Origin of the sequence: Sphingobium soli (assembly GCF_020782245.1) — a bacterium.
Lineage (GTDB): Bacteria > Pseudomonadota > Alphaproteobacteria > Sphingomonadales > Sphingomonadaceae > Sphingobium > Sphingobium soli.
The window spans coordinates 124,172-139,838 of sequence record NZ_JAJGNP010000005.1 but is presented as its reverse complement, the minus strand read 5'-3'; the positions used below and the strand labels follow the sequence as shown (position 1 = coordinate 139,838).

14 protein-coding genes and 1 tRNA gene are annotated in these 15,667 nt (G+C 64.6%); 6 read left to right on the top strand and 9 right to left on the bottom strand.

Features of this window, described 5'->3' with window-relative positions:
• Positions 1-49: 49 nt before the first annotated feature.
• A complete protein-coding gene (locus LL253_RS08820; RefSeq protein ID WP_228226950.1) occupies positions 50-586 on the top strand; it encodes an adenine phosphoribosyltransferase in 537 nt (178 codons plus the stop codon).
• A gap of 27 nt (positions 587-613) precedes the next feature.
• On the opposite strand, the gene LL253_RS08815 is transcribed toward LL253_RS08820, so the two are convergent.
• On the bottom strand, positions 614-1,240 hold the full coding sequence (locus LL253_RS08815; RefSeq protein WP_228226949.1) for a 5'-methylthioadenosine/S-adenosylhomocysteine nucleosidase: 627 nt from the start codon (positions 1,238-1,240) through the stop codon (positions 614-616).
• Positions 1,241-1,380: 140 nt separating this feature from the next.
• Between LL253_RS08815 and LL253_RS08810 the strand changes: the two genes are divergently transcribed.
• Positions 1,381-1,638, top strand: a complete 258-nt coding sequence (locus LL253_RS08810) for a hypothetical protein (RefSeq protein WP_037542493.1) — start codon at positions 1,381-1,383, stop codon at positions 1,636-1,638.
• A gap of 62 nt (positions 1,639-1,700) precedes the next feature.
• Here LL253_RS08810 and LL253_RS08805 read toward each other — a convergent pair.
• Positions 1,701-1,775 (bottom strand) — tRNA-Val (locus tag LL253_RS08805).
• 130 nt (positions 1,776-1,905) lie between these two features.
• Here LL253_RS08805 and LL253_RS08800 point away from each other — a divergent pair.
• The gene (locus LL253_RS08800; protein ID WP_228221728.1) at positions 1,906-3,237 is read left to right on the top strand and encodes a dicarboxylate/amino acid:cation symporter; all 1,332 of its coding nucleotides are present in this window, start codon (positions 1,906-1,908) and stop codon (positions 3,235-3,237) included.
• Positions 3,238-3,243: 6 nt separating this feature from the next.
• On the opposite strand, the gene cpdR is transcribed toward LL253_RS08800, so the two are convergent.
• Complete coding sequence (gene cpdR / locus LL253_RS08795; RefSeq protein WP_009820866.1) at positions 3,244-3,621, bottom strand: cell cycle two-component system response regulator CpdR; 378 nt, start codon at positions 3,619-3,621, stop codon at positions 3,244-3,246.
• Positions 3,622-3,762: 141 nt separating this feature from the next.
• On the opposite strand from cpdR, the gene LL253_RS08790 reads away from it, so the two are divergent.
• Complete coding sequence (locus tag LL253_RS08790; RefSeq protein ID WP_228226948.1) at positions 3,763-4,656, top strand: N-formylglutamate amidohydrolase; 894 nt, start codon at positions 3,763-3,765, stop codon at positions 4,654-4,656.
• Here LL253_RS08790 and LL253_RS08785 read toward each other — a convergent pair.
• The 3 genes from LL253_RS08785 to LL253_RS08775 form a co-directional block, all read right to left on the bottom strand.
• Complete coding sequence (locus LL253_RS08785; RefSeq protein WP_228226947.1) at positions 4,589-6,535, bottom strand: acyltransferase family protein; 1,947 nt, start codon at positions 6,533-6,535, stop codon at positions 4,589-4,591. The genes LL253_RS08790 and LL253_RS08785 overlap by 68 nt on opposite strands.
• 330 nt (positions 6,536-6,865) lie before the next feature.
• Positions 6,866-7,888 carry a class 1 fructose-bisphosphatase gene (locus tag LL253_RS08780; protein WP_228226946.1) on the bottom strand — a complete coding sequence of 341 codons (1,023 nt, stop codon included), beginning with the start codon at positions 7,886-7,888 and terminating at the stop codon, positions 6,866-6,868.
• 106 nt (positions 7,889-7,994) lie between these two features.
• The gene (locus LL253_RS08775) at positions 7,995-8,903 is read right to left on the bottom strand and encodes a tetratricopeptide repeat protein (RefSeq protein ID WP_228226945.1); all 909 of its coding nucleotides are present in this window, start codon (positions 8,901-8,903) and stop codon (positions 7,995-7,997) included.
• Between the two features lie 150 nt (positions 8,904-9,053).
• On the opposite strand from LL253_RS08775, the gene LL253_RS08770 reads away from it, so the two are divergent.
• On the top strand, positions 9,054-9,839 hold the full coding sequence (locus LL253_RS08770) for a TerC family protein (protein WP_228226944.1): 786 nt from the start codon (positions 9,054-9,056) through the stop codon (positions 9,837-9,839).
• Positions 9,840-10,096: 257 nt separating this feature from the next.
• Here LL253_RS08770 and LL253_RS08765 read toward each other — a convergent pair whose 3' ends face one another.
• Positions 10,097-10,621 carry a regulatory protein RecX gene (locus LL253_RS08765; protein WP_228226943.1) on the bottom strand — a complete coding sequence of 175 codons (525 nt, stop codon included), beginning with the start codon at positions 10,619-10,621 and terminating at the stop codon, positions 10,097-10,099.
• A gap of 149 nt (positions 10,622-10,770) precedes the next feature.
• On the opposite strand from LL253_RS08765, the gene LL253_RS08760 reads away from it, so the two are divergent.
• Positions 10,771-12,531, top strand: coding sequence for a fatty acyl-AMP ligase (locus tag LL253_RS08760; protein WP_009820873.1), 1,761 nt, complete (start codon positions 10,771-10,773; stop codon positions 12,529-12,531).
• A gap of 15 nt (positions 12,532-12,546) precedes the next feature.
• On the opposite strand, the gene LL253_RS08755 is transcribed toward LL253_RS08760, so the two are convergent.
• Both LL253_RS08755 and LL253_RS08750 read right to left on the bottom strand, forming a co-directional pair.
• A complete protein-coding gene (locus LL253_RS08755; protein WP_009820874.1) occupies positions 12,547-13,308 on the bottom strand; it encodes a ParA family protein in 762 nt (253 codons plus the stop codon).
• A 55-nt stretch (positions 13,309-13,363) separates the two neighbouring features.
• Entirely contained in the window at positions 13,364-15,646 is a 2,283-nt protein-coding gene (locus tag LL253_RS08750; protein WP_228226942.1) for an FdhF/YdeP family oxidoreductase, read from the bottom strand.
• Positions 15,647-15,667: the final 21 nt, after the last annotated feature.

The window sequence follows — 15,667 nt, the reverse complement described above, 5'->3', positions numbered from 1 at the left end:
CAGGGCGCGGTTCCTTGAGGGAGCCGCGCCCTTTGCCTATGGAGGCCCCATGAGCATCGACAGCCTGACCGCCCTCATTCGCACCATCCCGGACTTTCCCAAGCCGGGCATCCAGTTTCGCGATGTCACCACGTTGCTGGCGGACGGTCCGGGCTTTGGCGAGCTGGTGCAGCGGCTGGTCGCGGTTGCCCGGCCGCTGGACCCGGATCTGATCGTCGGAATCGAGGCTAGGGGTTTCATCCTGGGCGCGGCGCTCGCTGCTGCCTTGGGCAAGGGCTTCGTACCCGTGCGCAAGGCCGGTAAATTGCCCGGCAAGACGGTCGGCATCGACTATGTGCTGGAATATGGCACCGACCGGCTGGAACTGCATGAGGGGCAGGTGCCGGCGGGCGCGCGGGTCGTGCTGGTCGATGACCTTATCGCCACCGGTGGCACCGCTCTCGCAGCGGCGCAACTGCTGCGCGAACAGGGGGCTGCCGTCCTCATGGCGCTATTCGCCGTCGATCTGCCCGATCTTGGCGGCAAGGCGCTGCTGGAGGATGACGGCGTTGCGACACAGGCCCTGATCGCTTTCGACGGCGACTAGCGCGCACGAAAGCCAGCGCCCCCCCAATCAGCCGTCCGTGCAGGCCAGCACCCCGGGCAGCAAATCCACCGCCTGTGCCAGCCGTTCGTCGATCAGGCCGAGCAATTCCATCCAGTTGTTGATGTGATTGAGGTCGCCTGGCCCATCCGACACGCCGCGCAGTCCCATCAGCGGAACGTCATAGCGCGCGCAGGCCCGGGCGATGGCGAAGCTTTCCATGTCCACCATGTCGGCGTCGATGCCGGCATAATCCTCGCCTCCCACGACATTGGCCCCGGTGGACAGGCGCGCCAGCGGCAACGGCAATGGCGTCACGAGCGGAATATCCACCGGATGATCGACCATCGGCGTCACGCCCTTGGGAAAGCCAAGGCGGGTGGCATCCATGTCGCGCCAGGAGACGCTGGTGATCTGGAAAATCTCTCCCAGTGGGCAGCGGCGCGATCCCGCTGACCCCAGCGATACGACAAGGTCGGGCAGAGACTCCCGCGCCTCCAGAGAATGAAGCGTCGCCCCCATTGCAATCCCCGCCTCGATCGGGCCGACGCCGGTCAGCAGCGGCGTGAAACGCGCTTTGAGATGGGGGCCATATTCAGCGTCCACCGCCATGACGAACAGGACGCGCCTGCCCGCGATCATCTCGCATTCCACCATGCTCGTCCTCTTCGTCTATCAGGCTTGCTCTTAAGCGAGGCGGATGACCAAGCGAAACGCCAATGCACGGCTTTTCGCTTGCCTTCCCCATGTCCGCCGCGTCAGATGCGAAAGAACCTCAGTGCCAGCAGGAGCCAGACATGACGCCGATCGAACGCGCTGCCCGCGCTTTGTGCCAGATGCAGGGTCAAACACAGGATGACGCGGATTGGCAGGCTTGCCTGCCGCAGGTTCGCGCGGTGCTCGACGCCATCCATGAACCTAGCGACTATATGAAGGAAGCAGGGGCGGGCGTCACCCGCTATATCAGTCCGGACAGCGATGAACGCGCCTATGCGCAGGATGCCGCCAATGTCTGGCGCTTCATGCTCGACGCGATGAAGAAGCAGGTGCCCTGAATACGGCTTCAGTCGCGACTGAATAAAAAAAGCCTCGCGACCGATGGCCGCGAGGCTTTTCATGGTGGGCGTGGCAAGGATTGAACTTGCGACCCCTGCGATGTCAACACAGTGCTCTACCACTGAGCTACACGCCCGCCGTGGAGGGGGCCAATAGCCGGGGGCGTCGGGCCGCGCAAGCGGTTATTTAGGCAAGGCGCACATTCTTCTGGACAGCGAAGGGGGGTCCCATATGCTGCAACGCAAACAGGGGGACGCCACTTCATCATGATGCCATCGCCATCTTCGCCGATTCAGACGGCGCCGCGTCTGCCATTCTACCGTCAGCTCTACGTCCAGGTTTTGGTCGCCATCGCGCTGGGCGTGCTGATCGGGCATTTCTGGCCCGATGCGGGCGTGCAGCTCAAGCCGCTGGGCGAAGCCTTCATCAAGCTGGTGAAAATGATCATCGCGCCGGTGATTTTCCTCACGATCGTGACTGGCATTGCCGGCATGAAGGAACTGGGCGCGATCGGCCGCGTGGCGGCCAAGGCATTTGGCTACTTCCTGACCTTTTCGACGCTGGCGCTGATCGTCGGGCTGATCGTCGCCAATGTGGTGCAACCCGGCGCCGGGCTCAACATCGACCCCGCGACGCTCGATGCCGGAAAAGTCGCCGATTACGCGCACCAGGCGCACGAGCGCACGCTGACCGGTTTCCTGATGAGCATCATCCCGGCGACCATGGTGTCGGCCGTGGCGGACGGCAACATATTGCAAGTGCTGTTCGTCGCGATCCTGTTCGGCATTGCGCTGACCATGATCGGCGACAAGGCCGCGCCGCTGATGACGGTGCTGGAATCGGCGAGCCACGCGGTCTTCAAGCTGGTCGGCTTCCTGATGAAGGCCGCGCCGATCGGCGCGTTCGGGGCGATGGCTTTCACCATCGGCGAATATGGCGTGGGCACGCTTGCCAACCTCGCGGGGCTGGTCGCGACATTCTATCTAACGTCCCTGCTGTTCGTGCTGGTGGTGCTGGGTGCGGTCTGCTGGGCGGTGGGGTTCAATATCCTGCACCTGATCCGCTATCTGAAGGCGGAACTGCTGCTGGTGCTCGGCACATCCTCGTCCGAGGCCGCATTGCCCAGCCTGATCGAGAAGATGGAGCGGGCGGGATGCCGCAAGTCGGTCGTCGGACTGGTGGTGCCGACCGGCTACAGCTTCAATCTGGATGGCACCAATATCTACATGACGCTGGCCGCCCTGTTCATCGCCCAGGCCTGTAATGTGCATATCAGTCTGGAAGAGCAGATCCTGCTGTTGCTGGTCGCGATGATTTCGTCCAAGGGGGCGGCCGGGGTGACGGGCGCGGGGTTCATCACGCTGGCGGCAACGCTGTCGATCGTGCCGTCGGTCCCGGTCGCGGGCATGACCCTGATCCTGGGCGTCGACCGGTTCATGAGCGAGTGCCGCAGCCTTACCAACTTCGTCGGCAATGCGGTGGCGACGGTGGTGGTGTCGGTGTGGGAAAAGGGGCTGGATCGCGAGCGCTTCACCGCGGCTATGGCCGGCATCCCGCTCGACCCAACGCCCGACATGCAGGAAGTCGTGCCCGATTGATGCGGGTCAACTCTGGCCCGAAAGGCTCTCGCTACCAAACATGCGCTCGACCTCCAGCACCAGGTCGCGCAGGTGGAACGGCTTGGACAATACCTTGGCCTGCGGCACCGCCTTGCCGGCCTTGAGCGTGACGGCGGCAAAGCCGGTGATGAACATGATGCGCATGTCCGGCGCGACCTGTGCTGCATGCTGTGCCAGTTCGATGCCGTCCATTTCAGGCATGACGATATCCGTCAGCAGCAGATCGAACCGGTCGGAATCGATATAGGGCACGGCTTGCGTGCCGGTCGCGACGGCGACGACCTCATATCCCGATCGTTCCAGAGCACGGGCAAGATAGACGCGCATGCTCTCATCATCTTCAGCCAGTAGAATGCGAATCATTGCCCCCAACATCGGTCCGTCCGGCGCATTGCCAGCGTGCACGCCGCCGACAGGGTGGCGCGAAGCCCGCTTATATGCGACAAGGTGTAAAGATTATCCAGCCAGGTAACCAATTTCGCGGATCGGGTGAAAGGAGCCGCCTTGAACGAAGACGTGCTGCCAGTTCCGTCTGTGCGTAACACCGCCTTCGACCTTTTCGGTCCGGACCTGCCAGACCGTCCCGTCATCCTTTCTGTGCCCCATTCGGGCCGTGATTACCCTGATTCCCTGTTGGCCGCCGCCCGCGTGCGGCCCGCCATGCTGCGACGGCTGGAGGATCGCTGGGTTGATCTGCTTGCACGGCCTTTGATCGCGAGGGGCTTTTCCGTGCTGGTTGCGCGGGCGCCGCGCGCGATGATCGACCTCAACCGTCACGAGCGAGAGGTGGACCCCGCGATGATCGCCGATCCCCCACACGATGCGGGCTGGCACAGCAGCGCGAAACTGCGCGGTGGCCTTGGCCTTTTGCCCCGCCGGATGCCCGGCGCCAGCGAATTGTGGCTGCGGCCCATGCCCTGGCTGGAGGCGCAGCGGCGGATCGAGACGGTCCATCGGCCCTACCATGCCGCGCTTGCGCGCCTGATGACGGCGACACGGGATGCGTATGGCCATGCCATCCTGATCGACCTTCATTCCATGCCGCCGCTGCCGCCACCGGGCGCGGGGCAGACGCCGCCGGGCATCGTGCTGGGGGACCGCTTTGGTCGCAGCGCGTCCAGCCAATTGATGGCGCTCGCCGCCGAGATTGCGCAAAGCCATGGCGTGGGCGTTGCGCAGAACCACCCTTATGCCGGCGATTATCTGCTGGAGCGGCACGGCCGTCCTGATCGGGGGCTGCATGGCTTGCAGGTGGAGATAGACCGCCAGCTTTATCTCGATGCGGGGCTGGACGGCCCTGGGCCAGGCGTGGCGCAGATGCAGGCTCTGGTCACCGACCTGGCCGAGGCGCTGGCGGTGGAATTGCCGCGCGCTGGCTATGCGCTGGCGGCGGAATAGCCCCGTCGCGGACCACGCGCAGCGCGCCGGCGACGCTCAGATGATGCGAATCGAAATAGAGCGGCTTGCCGTCCGCCGCGATGGCGCAGGCGCCTGATGCGCAGAGCGCCTGAAGCGGACTGATGAGCATCACGCCACGTTGCTGCCAGCGGCTGAAGAGGGCACGCAGATGGGGTGTGCGTGCCTCCACCCACGCGCGGCTGACCCCGCGCGCCTCATCCAGCCGCCCGGCGCGCGCGAGATGGGCAAGGTGGCGGGGCACGTCGAAGGGCTGGGGCGGCACTGGGCCGATCAGCACGACCTGCCGACCTTCGCGCCGGATCATGGCGATTGTCAGGTCAAGCTTGGCTACGAAGTCGGGCGCGTCGAAGTCGCCATTGGCCCAGAAGGCGATCAGATAGATGCGGCGTATTTCCGGATCGGCGCGCAACGCGGCGAAGGCAGCGCGGTTGGCGGCGGCGCAGCGCGGGTCTCTGCCATCATAGCCCAGAACCGGCGGGCAGCTTGAGGTGGTGCGCTGGACCAGCGCGCGGCCCTGCGCCCTGGCCGCCAGCGACAGGGCATAGGCCAGCTCCACCCCATGACTGTCGCCCCAGAGCATGGCGTCGGGGTGGACCCGCGCCCCTGATATGCAAGGCGGTGCGCCGCGCATATAGGTGTCATGGCACCGTTTGCGCGCCGGGCTGAAATCATTGCGTCCCGCGATTTGTGCCAGCACCGGCGCGGAGAAGCGCGACGGCCATCCGCCCATCGCCATCAGTCCGCCCGATGCCAGGCACAGCAGCAGGATGGCGACTGTGGTGAAGCGAAATATTCCCTTGTCCGAAATGCGCGAGCGATCACGGAACGGCCGCTCGACATAGCGCCAGGATAGGTAGGCAAGGGCCAGGGCGGCAGCGATTACGCCTAATCGCAGTCCTCCCGCCAGCGGCGCGTCGGTCGCATATTCGACAAAGACGATCAGCGGCCAGTGCCAGAGATAGAGCGAATAGGAGAGAAGGCCGATGCCAACGAGCGGCGGTTGGGAAAGAAGCCGCCCGACGCTTGTGCCGGGCGCGCCATGAAGCAGAACCGCCGCGCCAAGCACGGGGGGCAGGGCGGTGAGCCCCGGAAAGATGGTGGTGCGGTCATACAGCGTGACGGGCAGGGCGATCGCCAACAGACCGCTCCATACCAGCGCTTCGGCAACCAAACGGCCGCGAATGGATGGGACCGCGCCGATCGCCAGCAAGACCCCGGCAAATAATTCCCAGGCGCGGGTCGGCAGCAGGTAGAAGGTAAAACCGCTCGTATCCCGCTGCATCAGGATGGCGAGCGCCAGCGATAGGGCGGCAAACGTCGCCAGCGCGGCGGTGCGCCAGCGCGGCGCATAGCGGGCCAGCAGCATCAGCAGCAGCGGGAAGCCGATATAATATTGTTCCTCCACGGCAAGCGACCAGGTGTGGAGCAGCGGCTTTGCGTCCGCACCGCCGGCGAAATAGCCGGTGTCGGTGAAGAACCATAGATTGGAGGCGAACAACGTTGCGGCGAGCGCGGACCGGGGCACCCCCTCCAGATCGCCGGGAAAGTAGAGCCAGGCGGAGACAGCCAGCGTCACGACTAGCATGAGCGCCAGTGCGGGGATGATCCGGCGGAAGCGACGTTCATAGAAGCGGATCAGCGAAAACTGCCCGCGATCAATGTCGCGGGCGAGAATGCCGGTGATGAGATAGCCTGATATGACGAAGAAGATGTCCACGCCCACATAGCCGCCGGAAAATCCGGGCACATGGGCGTGAAACAGCAGCACCGGGAGGATGGCGAGCGCGCGCAGGCCGTCGATGTCGCGCCGGTAGCGCTGGGGATGGTCTGTCGCCGCTATGGGAACTGGTCCGTGCATCGGCGTCCCTATATCCTCAAAAGCCCTGCCAATTGCTTTCACGCCAGCGCATGATTGCATGCTTTGCAACCGGCCCATCGCTCTTCGCAGTTGCGAAGAATCCTCCGCAGGGTCACAAGGACTGTGCCTTTCAGGCATCCTCTCCTAAAAACTTATCGGCTGATCTTCGGATCAGCCTTTTTTTTGTCATCGCGCTGGAGTAAGCGAATCCCGCACATGCCGCGTCACTAAAACAGTTTCTGGAGAGGAGCCGCCGGTAAGACCGGCAGGCGCGGCATGGCTGGGGGATCGAGCGCTTTTCGATCAGCGCTCTCCCCCATCATTTTCCTGTCAGTTCACCAAGGCTTCGGTTTCACGACCATAAGCGACCACGGCCTCGACCTCGGCCGTGTCGCCCAGCACCACGCCCACGCGCTGGTGCAGCCCTCGCGCGGCGACGTCCATGATCGGCATGAAGCCGTCGCTCGCCGCGCCGCCGGCCTGTTCGATCAGATAGGCCATGGGATTGGCTTCATACATCAGACGCAGCTTGGCCTTGCCGGGTGTGCGCTGATCATAGGGATACATGAAGATGCCGCCGCGCTTGAGGATGCGGTGCACGTCAGCCACCATGGAGGCGGTCCAGCGCATATTGTAATCCTTGCCGCAGGGTCCCTTGGCGCCCATCACCCGTTCGTCGATATAACGTTCGACGCCCGGCGACCATTGGCGGCGGTTGGACATGTTGATCGCAAATTCGCATTTGCCCTGGGGCATCTTCATGTCGGGGTCGGTCATGACCCAGCTGCCCACTTCCCGGTCCAGCGTGAATTCATAGACGCCGGTGCCGACGCTGAGCACCAGCAACGTCTGCGGGCCATAGATGGCGTAGCCGGCAGCGACCTGATGCCGGCCGTTCTGGAGAAAATCCTCCTCCGTCACATCGCGCCCGGCGCAGGCTTCGGGGGCCTTGAGGACCGAGAAGATCGTGCCGACCGACAGGTCGACATCGATATTGCTGGACCCGTCAATGGGATCGAACAGCATCAGATATTCGCCCTTGGGATAGCGGTTGGGGATAGGATAGATGGTTTCCATCTCTTCTGACGCCATCGCCGCCAAGTGCCCGCCCCATTCATTGGCGTCGAGCAGCAGTTCGTTGGCGATGACGTCCAGCTTCTTCTGCACTTCGCCCTGCACATTTTCGCTGTCCAGGCTGCCCAACACTTCGCCCAGCGCGCCTTTGCTGACGGCGTGGCTGATCGTCTTGCAGGCGCGGGCGACCGTTTCGATCAGCAGCCGCAATTCGGCGGGCAGGGCATTGGCGTTGCGCTGTTGTTCGATCAGAAAACGCGTGAGGGTGGTTCTGGTCATTGGCCCGCCTCTGGCAAAGGGGTGAAAGACTATCGGTCGATGTCCGCAAGGTCGATGCGGACAGGCCGTCGCTACGGTAGCGCCGCGTTCAAGTCCAGCACGCGCCTTACTGATCGGCCGCGCGCGCCTGCGCGTCTTCGCGTCCGATGGTCAGATCGCGCACTCGGTCGATATCCTCCTGTGCCTTGCCCGCCTGAGCATAAAGGCGCTCGGCCTGCGCATAGTCGCTGTCCCGTTCCGCGCACAGGCCAAGGTTGAAGAGCAGCGAGGGATGGCCGGGGCGATCGCGGTTCATCCCATCCCATTGCGCGCAGGCGGCGGCCGGATCGCGCTGCGACAGGCGAATGCTGTCCCTGAACGCCTGGCCCATCGCCTTGTCCATGCCGTCGCGCCCTTCCCGCAGGCGGATGCGGTAGCGTTCGTGGCGCGGTACGATATCGTCCACGAAACGATCCGCCGCCGTGCGCACCATCCGGTCGATGCTGTCCTTGGGATGGCGCGGGCTCTTGTCCTTGGGGCAGGTAACGATCGTGTCGGATTGCGGCCGGGTCTGGGTATAGAGGATGCGGCCATCGTCCGGGCGCGCGACCCGCAGGGTGGAGGAGAAGCTGACGACTTCCTGCGTGCAGGTGATGTCGACCTTTTCCTTCTTCGGGCAGATGCTGGCCTGCTTGTCCGCACATTCCTCGACCGTGCGCTTGACGTCACTCTTGCGGATAGTGGCGTCTGCCATGCCGCTGACGATGACTTCGGCGTCCGGCCCGTTGCGCGACAGGGCAATGAGGTCGAAATGGGGGCGGCCGTCCGGGCCGCGCCGGCTCAACAACCGTTCTAGGGCCAGCGACAGGGCCATGCCGTCACGCCCGCCGATCCGGTCGATGCCGATGCTGCGCGCCAGGCTGACTTCGCGGAAGGGCGCGGGAAAATAGCCGTCCATCTCGAAGACCTCGGCTTTTCCCGGCGCAGATATGGACAGGGCAAGGCCAAGGCCCGCCAGCGTGAACATGAAACGCATCGGAAAAATCCCCCCGGATAATGATGTACCAGCCTTATAAACTCGGCGTTCCGGCATCAAGCAGCAACAGAGGAACGATAAGGCGTCATCGCCGTTTCGATACGTTGCCGATCCGAAACATTGGCGTTGTCGGACAATCAGGGGAGCATCATGGACAGTCTCGTCACCGCCTTTACCGATCCCACTGCCCTGGCCGCGTTGATCGCGCTGGTGGTGATGGAGGTGGTGCTGGGGATCGACAATCTCGTCTTCATTTCCATTCTGACCAACAAGCTGCCAGAGGCGCAGCGGCCCAAGGCGCGGCGCATCGGCATCGGGCTGGCGCTGGCGATGCGACTGGTGTTGCTGTCGATGATCGCGTGGATTGTCGGCCTGACGCAGCCCGTATTCGATCTTGGCTGGCGCGGGCCGCTCGACAGCCATGGCGCGCCGACATTCGAGACGCAATTTTCCTGGCGGGACATGATCCTGATTGCCGGCGGCCTGTTCCTGATCTGGAAGGCGACCAAGGAAATCCATCACAATGTCGACCCGCATGGCGGCGACGATGTGCTGGACAAGAAGAGCGCGGTCACGATGAGTTTCGGCAGCGCCATCGTGCAGATCATCCTGCTCGACATGATCTTTTCGCTGGATTCGATCCTGACGGCGGTGGGCATGACCGACAATCTGGCAGTCATGTATATCGCCGTGATCGTGGCGGTGACGGTTATGCTGATCGCGGCCGATCCGCTGGCCAATTTCATCGCGCGCAACCCGACCGTCGTCATGTTGGCGCTCGGCTTCCTGCTGATGATCGGCGCGGTGCTGATCGCCGACGGCTTTGGCGTGCATGTGCCCAAGGGCTATATCTACGCGGCCATGGCCTTTTCGACGCTGGTCGAGGTGCTCAACATCTTCGCGCGGCGGGCGAAGATGCGCAAGGGCGACGTCTGAGCCCGGATGGTGACGGGCGTAGCGAAGTTCACACGGTTGTCGGGCTTTTCGGGGTTGAAGCGACCACAACGCGCCTGCGAAGCGACCACGACGCGACAGGGAAGCGACACGGGGCTGCGTGGGCGCGGGCGTGGTTATATGAGGCGGGCAGGGCTTCATCGATCAGGGTAGATCAGAGAAAATCCTACATTGAAAGGGGCTGTGGCGAGAGAGGCAAGGCGGGTTTCCGGCCCTGTGTCGAAACGCCGGGAGGAAGCCTATTCTTCCTCTTCCATCACTTCACCGGGAGCGGCATCGACCCAGCGGCGGGCCAGCGCATAGGCGTGGCCCGCGCGCAGAAAGGCGGCGATCGCCTTTTCGCGCTGTTTGGGATCGAGCGGGGCGGTCGCATAGGGGCCGATGCGCTTGCGGCGGGCGAAGCGATCGGCCGCCGCCCAGGCGTCTCGGGCGGTCTGCGCGTCGGCCTGCTCCCGGTCTTCCTCCGCTATGCCGGCGGCGCGCAGCGCCTCGCCCACGCGGCGCGCGCCATAGCCGCGCCGGACGAGCGACGCGCTTTTCATCAGGGCATAGGCTGCGTCGTCGATATAGTTGAGGTCGGCGAAGCGATCGACCAGCGCCTGCGGGTCGGCGGGGCGCTCGCCCGCCCAGCCGCGTTCGCGCAGCTTGCGGTTGAGATAGGCGAGCAGCTTGCCCCGGCTGGTGGCGAAGCGCGCCACATGGCGTAGCGCCAGTTCGCGCAGCGCATCCTCATCGAGCGGCGGAGGGGGGCGTTTGCCGGTCATACCGCGCCAGCATGGCCGATGCGCCATGTTTATGCCACAGTCGGGCCGGAATTTTACCGCGCCTTATGGGCTAGAAAGCCAGGCTGGAATGCAACTATCCGGTGCACGGGGCCGCCAAAGCTGCTAGCGGCGGCCCTTTGACGATTTTTATGACATTGGGTGAAACCAATATGACGGGTTCGCAAGAGATGATGGCACCGACGCCGACGACTGATGATCTGCCGCGCCGCTTCTCCGATTTCGGGACGCTGGGCGAAGCGCTGGACTATGCCGCGCAGGGCAAGCGGGGCCTGAATTTCCATGACGCGCGCGGCAATCTGGCGCGCCCCTATCCGTTCAGCGCGTTGCGCGCCGACGCCATCGCCTGCGCCCACCGGCTGATCGCCCATGGCGTCAAGCCGCAGGACCGGGTGGCGTTGGTGGCGGAAACCGGGGCGGATTTCGCGATGCTCTTTTTCGGCATCGTCTATGCCGGCGCCTGGCCGGTGCCGCTGCCTCTGCCGACCAGCTTTGGCGGCAAGGAAAGCTATATCGACCAGCTCAATGTCCAGCTGACAAGCTGCGACCCGATGCTGTTCCTGTTCCCCAAGGAACTGGAGGAAATGGCGGGCGAATCGGGCCGGCAAAAGGCGGTTGAGAGCATCGCTTTCGAGGATTTCATCGCGCGCGAGGCGGTGCCGTGCGACTTGCCGCAGGCGCAGCCCGAAGAGATCGCCTATCTGCAATATTCGAGCGGGTCGACCCGTTTCCCGCATGGCGTTGCGGTGACGCATCATGCGCTGCTGTCCAATCTGTCGGCCCACAGCCACGGCATGGAGGTGCAGGACAGCGACCGATGCATCAGCTGGCTGCCCTGGTATCATGACATGGGCTTGGTCGGCTGCTTCCTGTCAGTCGTCGCCAACCAGGTGTCGACCGATTACATGAAGACCGAGGATTTCGCCCGTCGCCCGCTGGCGTGGCTCGACCTCATCAGCCGGAACGAGGGCACCTCGATCAGCTATTCGCCGACCTTTGGCTACGACATTTGCGCGCGCCGCATGTCGAGCCAGACCAAGGCGGCCGACCGGTTCGACCTGTCGCGCTGGCGGCTGGCGGGCAATGGCGCGGACATGATCCGCCCCGACGTGATGCAGAGCTTTGTCGACGCCTTTGCCGACGCGGGGTTCAGCCCCAAGGCGTTCCTGCCGAGCTATGGCCTCGCTGAAGCGACGCTGGCCGTCACCATCATGCCGCCGGGCGAGGGGATCATCGTCGAACTGGTCGAGGAAACCGACCTGTCGGGCGGCGCCGCGCCCGAAGGCCGGCCGCAGCGTTTCCGCTCCATCGTCAATTGCGGCAAGCCGGCCAAGGACATGGTCGTGGAAATCCGCGACGAGGATGGCGGCCTGATGAACGAGCGGCAGATCGGCAAGGTGTGGACCACTGGCCCCAGCCTGATGGTCGGCTATTTCCGCGATCAGGAGGCAACCGACGCCTGCATGGCCGACGGCTGGCTCGACACCGGCGACATGGGATATCTGAGCGACGGCTATCTCTATATCGTCGGCCGCGCCAAGGACATGATCATCATCAACGGCAAGAATCACTGGCCGCAGGATATCGAATGGGCGGTCGAGCAACTGCCCGGCTTCAAGCAGGGCGACATCGCCGCCTTCGCGATCACGACGCCCGGCGGCGAGGAAGCGCCCGCTGTGCTGGTTCATTGCCGCACGTCGGACAATGAGGAACGATCGCGGCTGCGCGACCAGATCCGCGAGCGGGTGCGGGCGATCACGGGCATGAACTGCGTGGTCGAACTGGTGCCGCCGCGCACGTTGCCGCGCACGTCATCGGGGAAGCTCAGCCGGTCGAAGGCGCGCAACCTGTATCTGACCGGTGAAATCCGGCCCTACGACATCGCCGCCTGACGCGCAGGTCGCGCCTTAGCGCCCGCTCAGTTGCCGTTCGACCTGCGTCCAGAGCGACGCGAAGGCCTGCGCCGAGGGCGACGCCGGCGCGAAGGCGCCCAGCGGCTTGCGGCGCACGGTCATCTGCTCGATCGTGCTGGCCATGGGAATGGCGGGCCAGCCGGTCTGGCTTTCCAGCGCGGCGCGATGCAGGCTGCGGCGGCGATCGACCATCGAATAGACCGGAAGGATCGGCGCATGGGCGCCGCCGCGCTGGACGAGATAGCGCGCGACTTCGCCCATTGCCCGCTGCGACAGGGGCGAGGGGATGACCGGAATGACGATGAGGTCGGCGGCGCGCAGCACCTGTTCGCTGGTTTCGGTAAGGCCGGGCGGGCAATCGAGAATGATGCGGTCATAGTCGCGACCCAGGCTTTCGATCAGCTTGGCGAGCCGCTTCTTCTTGTCCATTTCGCGGAACAGGTGATCGAGGCCGCGCAGCGAGGTGTCGGCGGCGATCAGGTCCAGCCCCGGAACAGTGGACGGCTGGATCAGCTTTTTGACCTCGACATCCTTGCTGAAGATCGCCTGCGCCGCGTCGCGGCTGGTCTGGTCGGTCGACAGGAGCCAGCTGGACGCAGCCTGCGGATCGAGATCCCAGAGCAGGGTACGCCGTTTGGAAATAGAGGCCGACGCCCAGGCGAGGTTGACGGAAACCGTCGTTTTTCCGACCCCGCCCTTCAGGCTGTAGACCGCGACCGTCGCCGATGCTGCTTTTTGCGTGCTGCCCTTTGCCATGGCGCGGAAGCTAGGGCCTCCGTGCGTCAAAGCAAGCCGCAAATTGCCATGATCGTTACGCAGCCGGACGGATATCGACAGGTATCGTCTTGTAGGCGGGCGTGCCGCTTTGCCGGTCATGCGCATCGAGCGGCAGCAGGCCATTGGCTTCGGGATAATAGGCCGCGACGGATCCGGCGGCGATGTCATGACGAATCGCCGTCTGGCCCGCCAGGATGCGATCGGGCGCGGCCACCACATCGACGCGGTCGCCATGGGCGATGCCCAACCGATCCATGTCGGCGGCGTTCATGAACAGGATGTCCCGGCGGCCGGTGATGCCGCGATAGCGATCGTTCAGGCCATAGATGGTTGTGTTATATTGATCGTGGCTGCGGATGGTCGCGAGCATCAGCCGGTCGTCCTGCGCGGGCGCGTCCCCAGCGGTCAGTAAATGCGCCTTGCCATCGGGCGTGGGCCAGTGGCGCTGGGATGGGCCGACTGTCAGGCGGAAGCCGCCGGGCACGCGGACGCGCTGGTTGAAATCATGGAAGTCGGGATAGACCGCGGCGATCCCGTCGCGGATGCGGTCATAATCGGCGACCAAGCCGTCCCAGTCGATCGGGCTGGCGGGCAGCGTCGCCTTCGCCATGGCGGCGACGATGGCGGGTTCCGATTTCAGATCGTCCGAGGCTGGCTTGAGCCGCCCGCGCGAGGCGTGGACCATCGACATGCTGTCTTCCACCGTAACCCATTGCGGGCCGCCCGCCTGCATGTCGAGTTCGGTGCGGCCAAGGCAGGGCAGGATGATGGTTTCGCGCGCAGGGAGCAGGCAGGAGCGGTTGAATTTGGTGAGGATGTGGACGGCCAAGTCGAGTTTGCGGAAGGCGGCGAAACAGGCCTGCGGGTCGGGCATGGCGACGGCGAGATTGCCGCCCAGCGCGATGAGCGCGCGCGCCTCGCCCGATGCCATCGCCGCCAGAGCATCGACCGCGTTATGGCCATGTTTGCGCGGGCTGGTGATGCCGAAGCGGGCGTCCAGCCGGGCCAGCATGTCTTCGCCGGGTGCTTCGGTGATGCCGACGGTGCGGTCGCCCTGCACATTGCTGTGACCGCGCAAGGGGCAGATGCCCGCCCCCGGACGGCCGAAATTGCCGCGCAGCAGCAACAGATTGGCGATCTGCTGCACATTTTGCGTGCCGTGGCGATGCTGGGTGATGCCCATGCCATAGCAGATGATGACATTGCGGGCCTTGGCATAGACCTGCGCCATGCTTTCCATCGCCGCGCGGGTGAGGCCGCTGCCCTGTTCGAGCGCGGCCCAGTCCTGCGCCTCCACCTCGGCGCGCAGGGCTTCATAACCGACGGTATGCTCGGCGATGAAGGTGCGGTCGATCAGGCCCGCGCCATCGGCCGCCAGGTCGGCGGCATCGGCGGCGAACAGGGCCTTCATGATTCCCTGCACCATCGGCAGGTCGCCGCCGACCCTCACCTGATGATAGGCCGACGCCAGCCGCGTCGCGCCGGGGGCCAGCATTTCGGTGGGGTGCTGGGGCGACTTGAAGCGTTCCAGGCCCCGTTCACGCATCGGATTGGCGACGATGATCGGCGCGCCGCGCTTGGCCGCCGCCGCCAGTGTCGAAAGCATGCGCGGATGGTTGGTGCCCGGATTATGGCCGATGCAGAAGATCGCATCGGCATGGTCGAAATCCTCCAGCGTTACCGACCCCTTGCCAAGGCCGATCGATTTGGCGAGGCCGACGCTCGTCGCCTCATGACACATGTTGGAGCAATCGGGGAAATTGTTGGTGCCAAAGGCGCGGGCGAACAGCTGGTAGAGAAAGGCCGCTTCGTTCGAGGCGCGGCCCGAACAGTAGAATTCGGCCCTGTCGGCATGGTCGAGCGCGTTGAGACCGGCGCCGATCCGCGCCATCGCTTCGTCCCAGCCGATCGGCGTATAATGATCGGTTGCCGGATCATAGCGCAGCGGCTGGGTAAGACGGCCGGCATCTTCCAGCCGGTGATCGCTCCAGTCCCACAGGTCCGATACGCTGTGGCTGGCGAAAAAGTCGGGGTCGACGCGCTTGGGTGTCGCTTCCCAGGTGACGGCCTTCGCGCCATTTTCGCAAAATTCGAAGGAGGATGTGTGGCGCGGGTCGGGCCAGGCGCAGCCGGGACAGTCGAAACCGTCGGGCTGGTTCATCTGGAGCAAGGCGCGGGTGTCGGCGCTGGCCCCCATCTGGTCCTTGATCGCGACGGCCACGCCGCGCAGCGCGCCCCAGCCGCCCGCCGGTCCGTCATAGGGGGCAACGCCCGGCACCGGCGCATCATCGTCGATTTTCGGACCGTCCTGCGCCATGATGCCGTGCCTTTGCCCGCG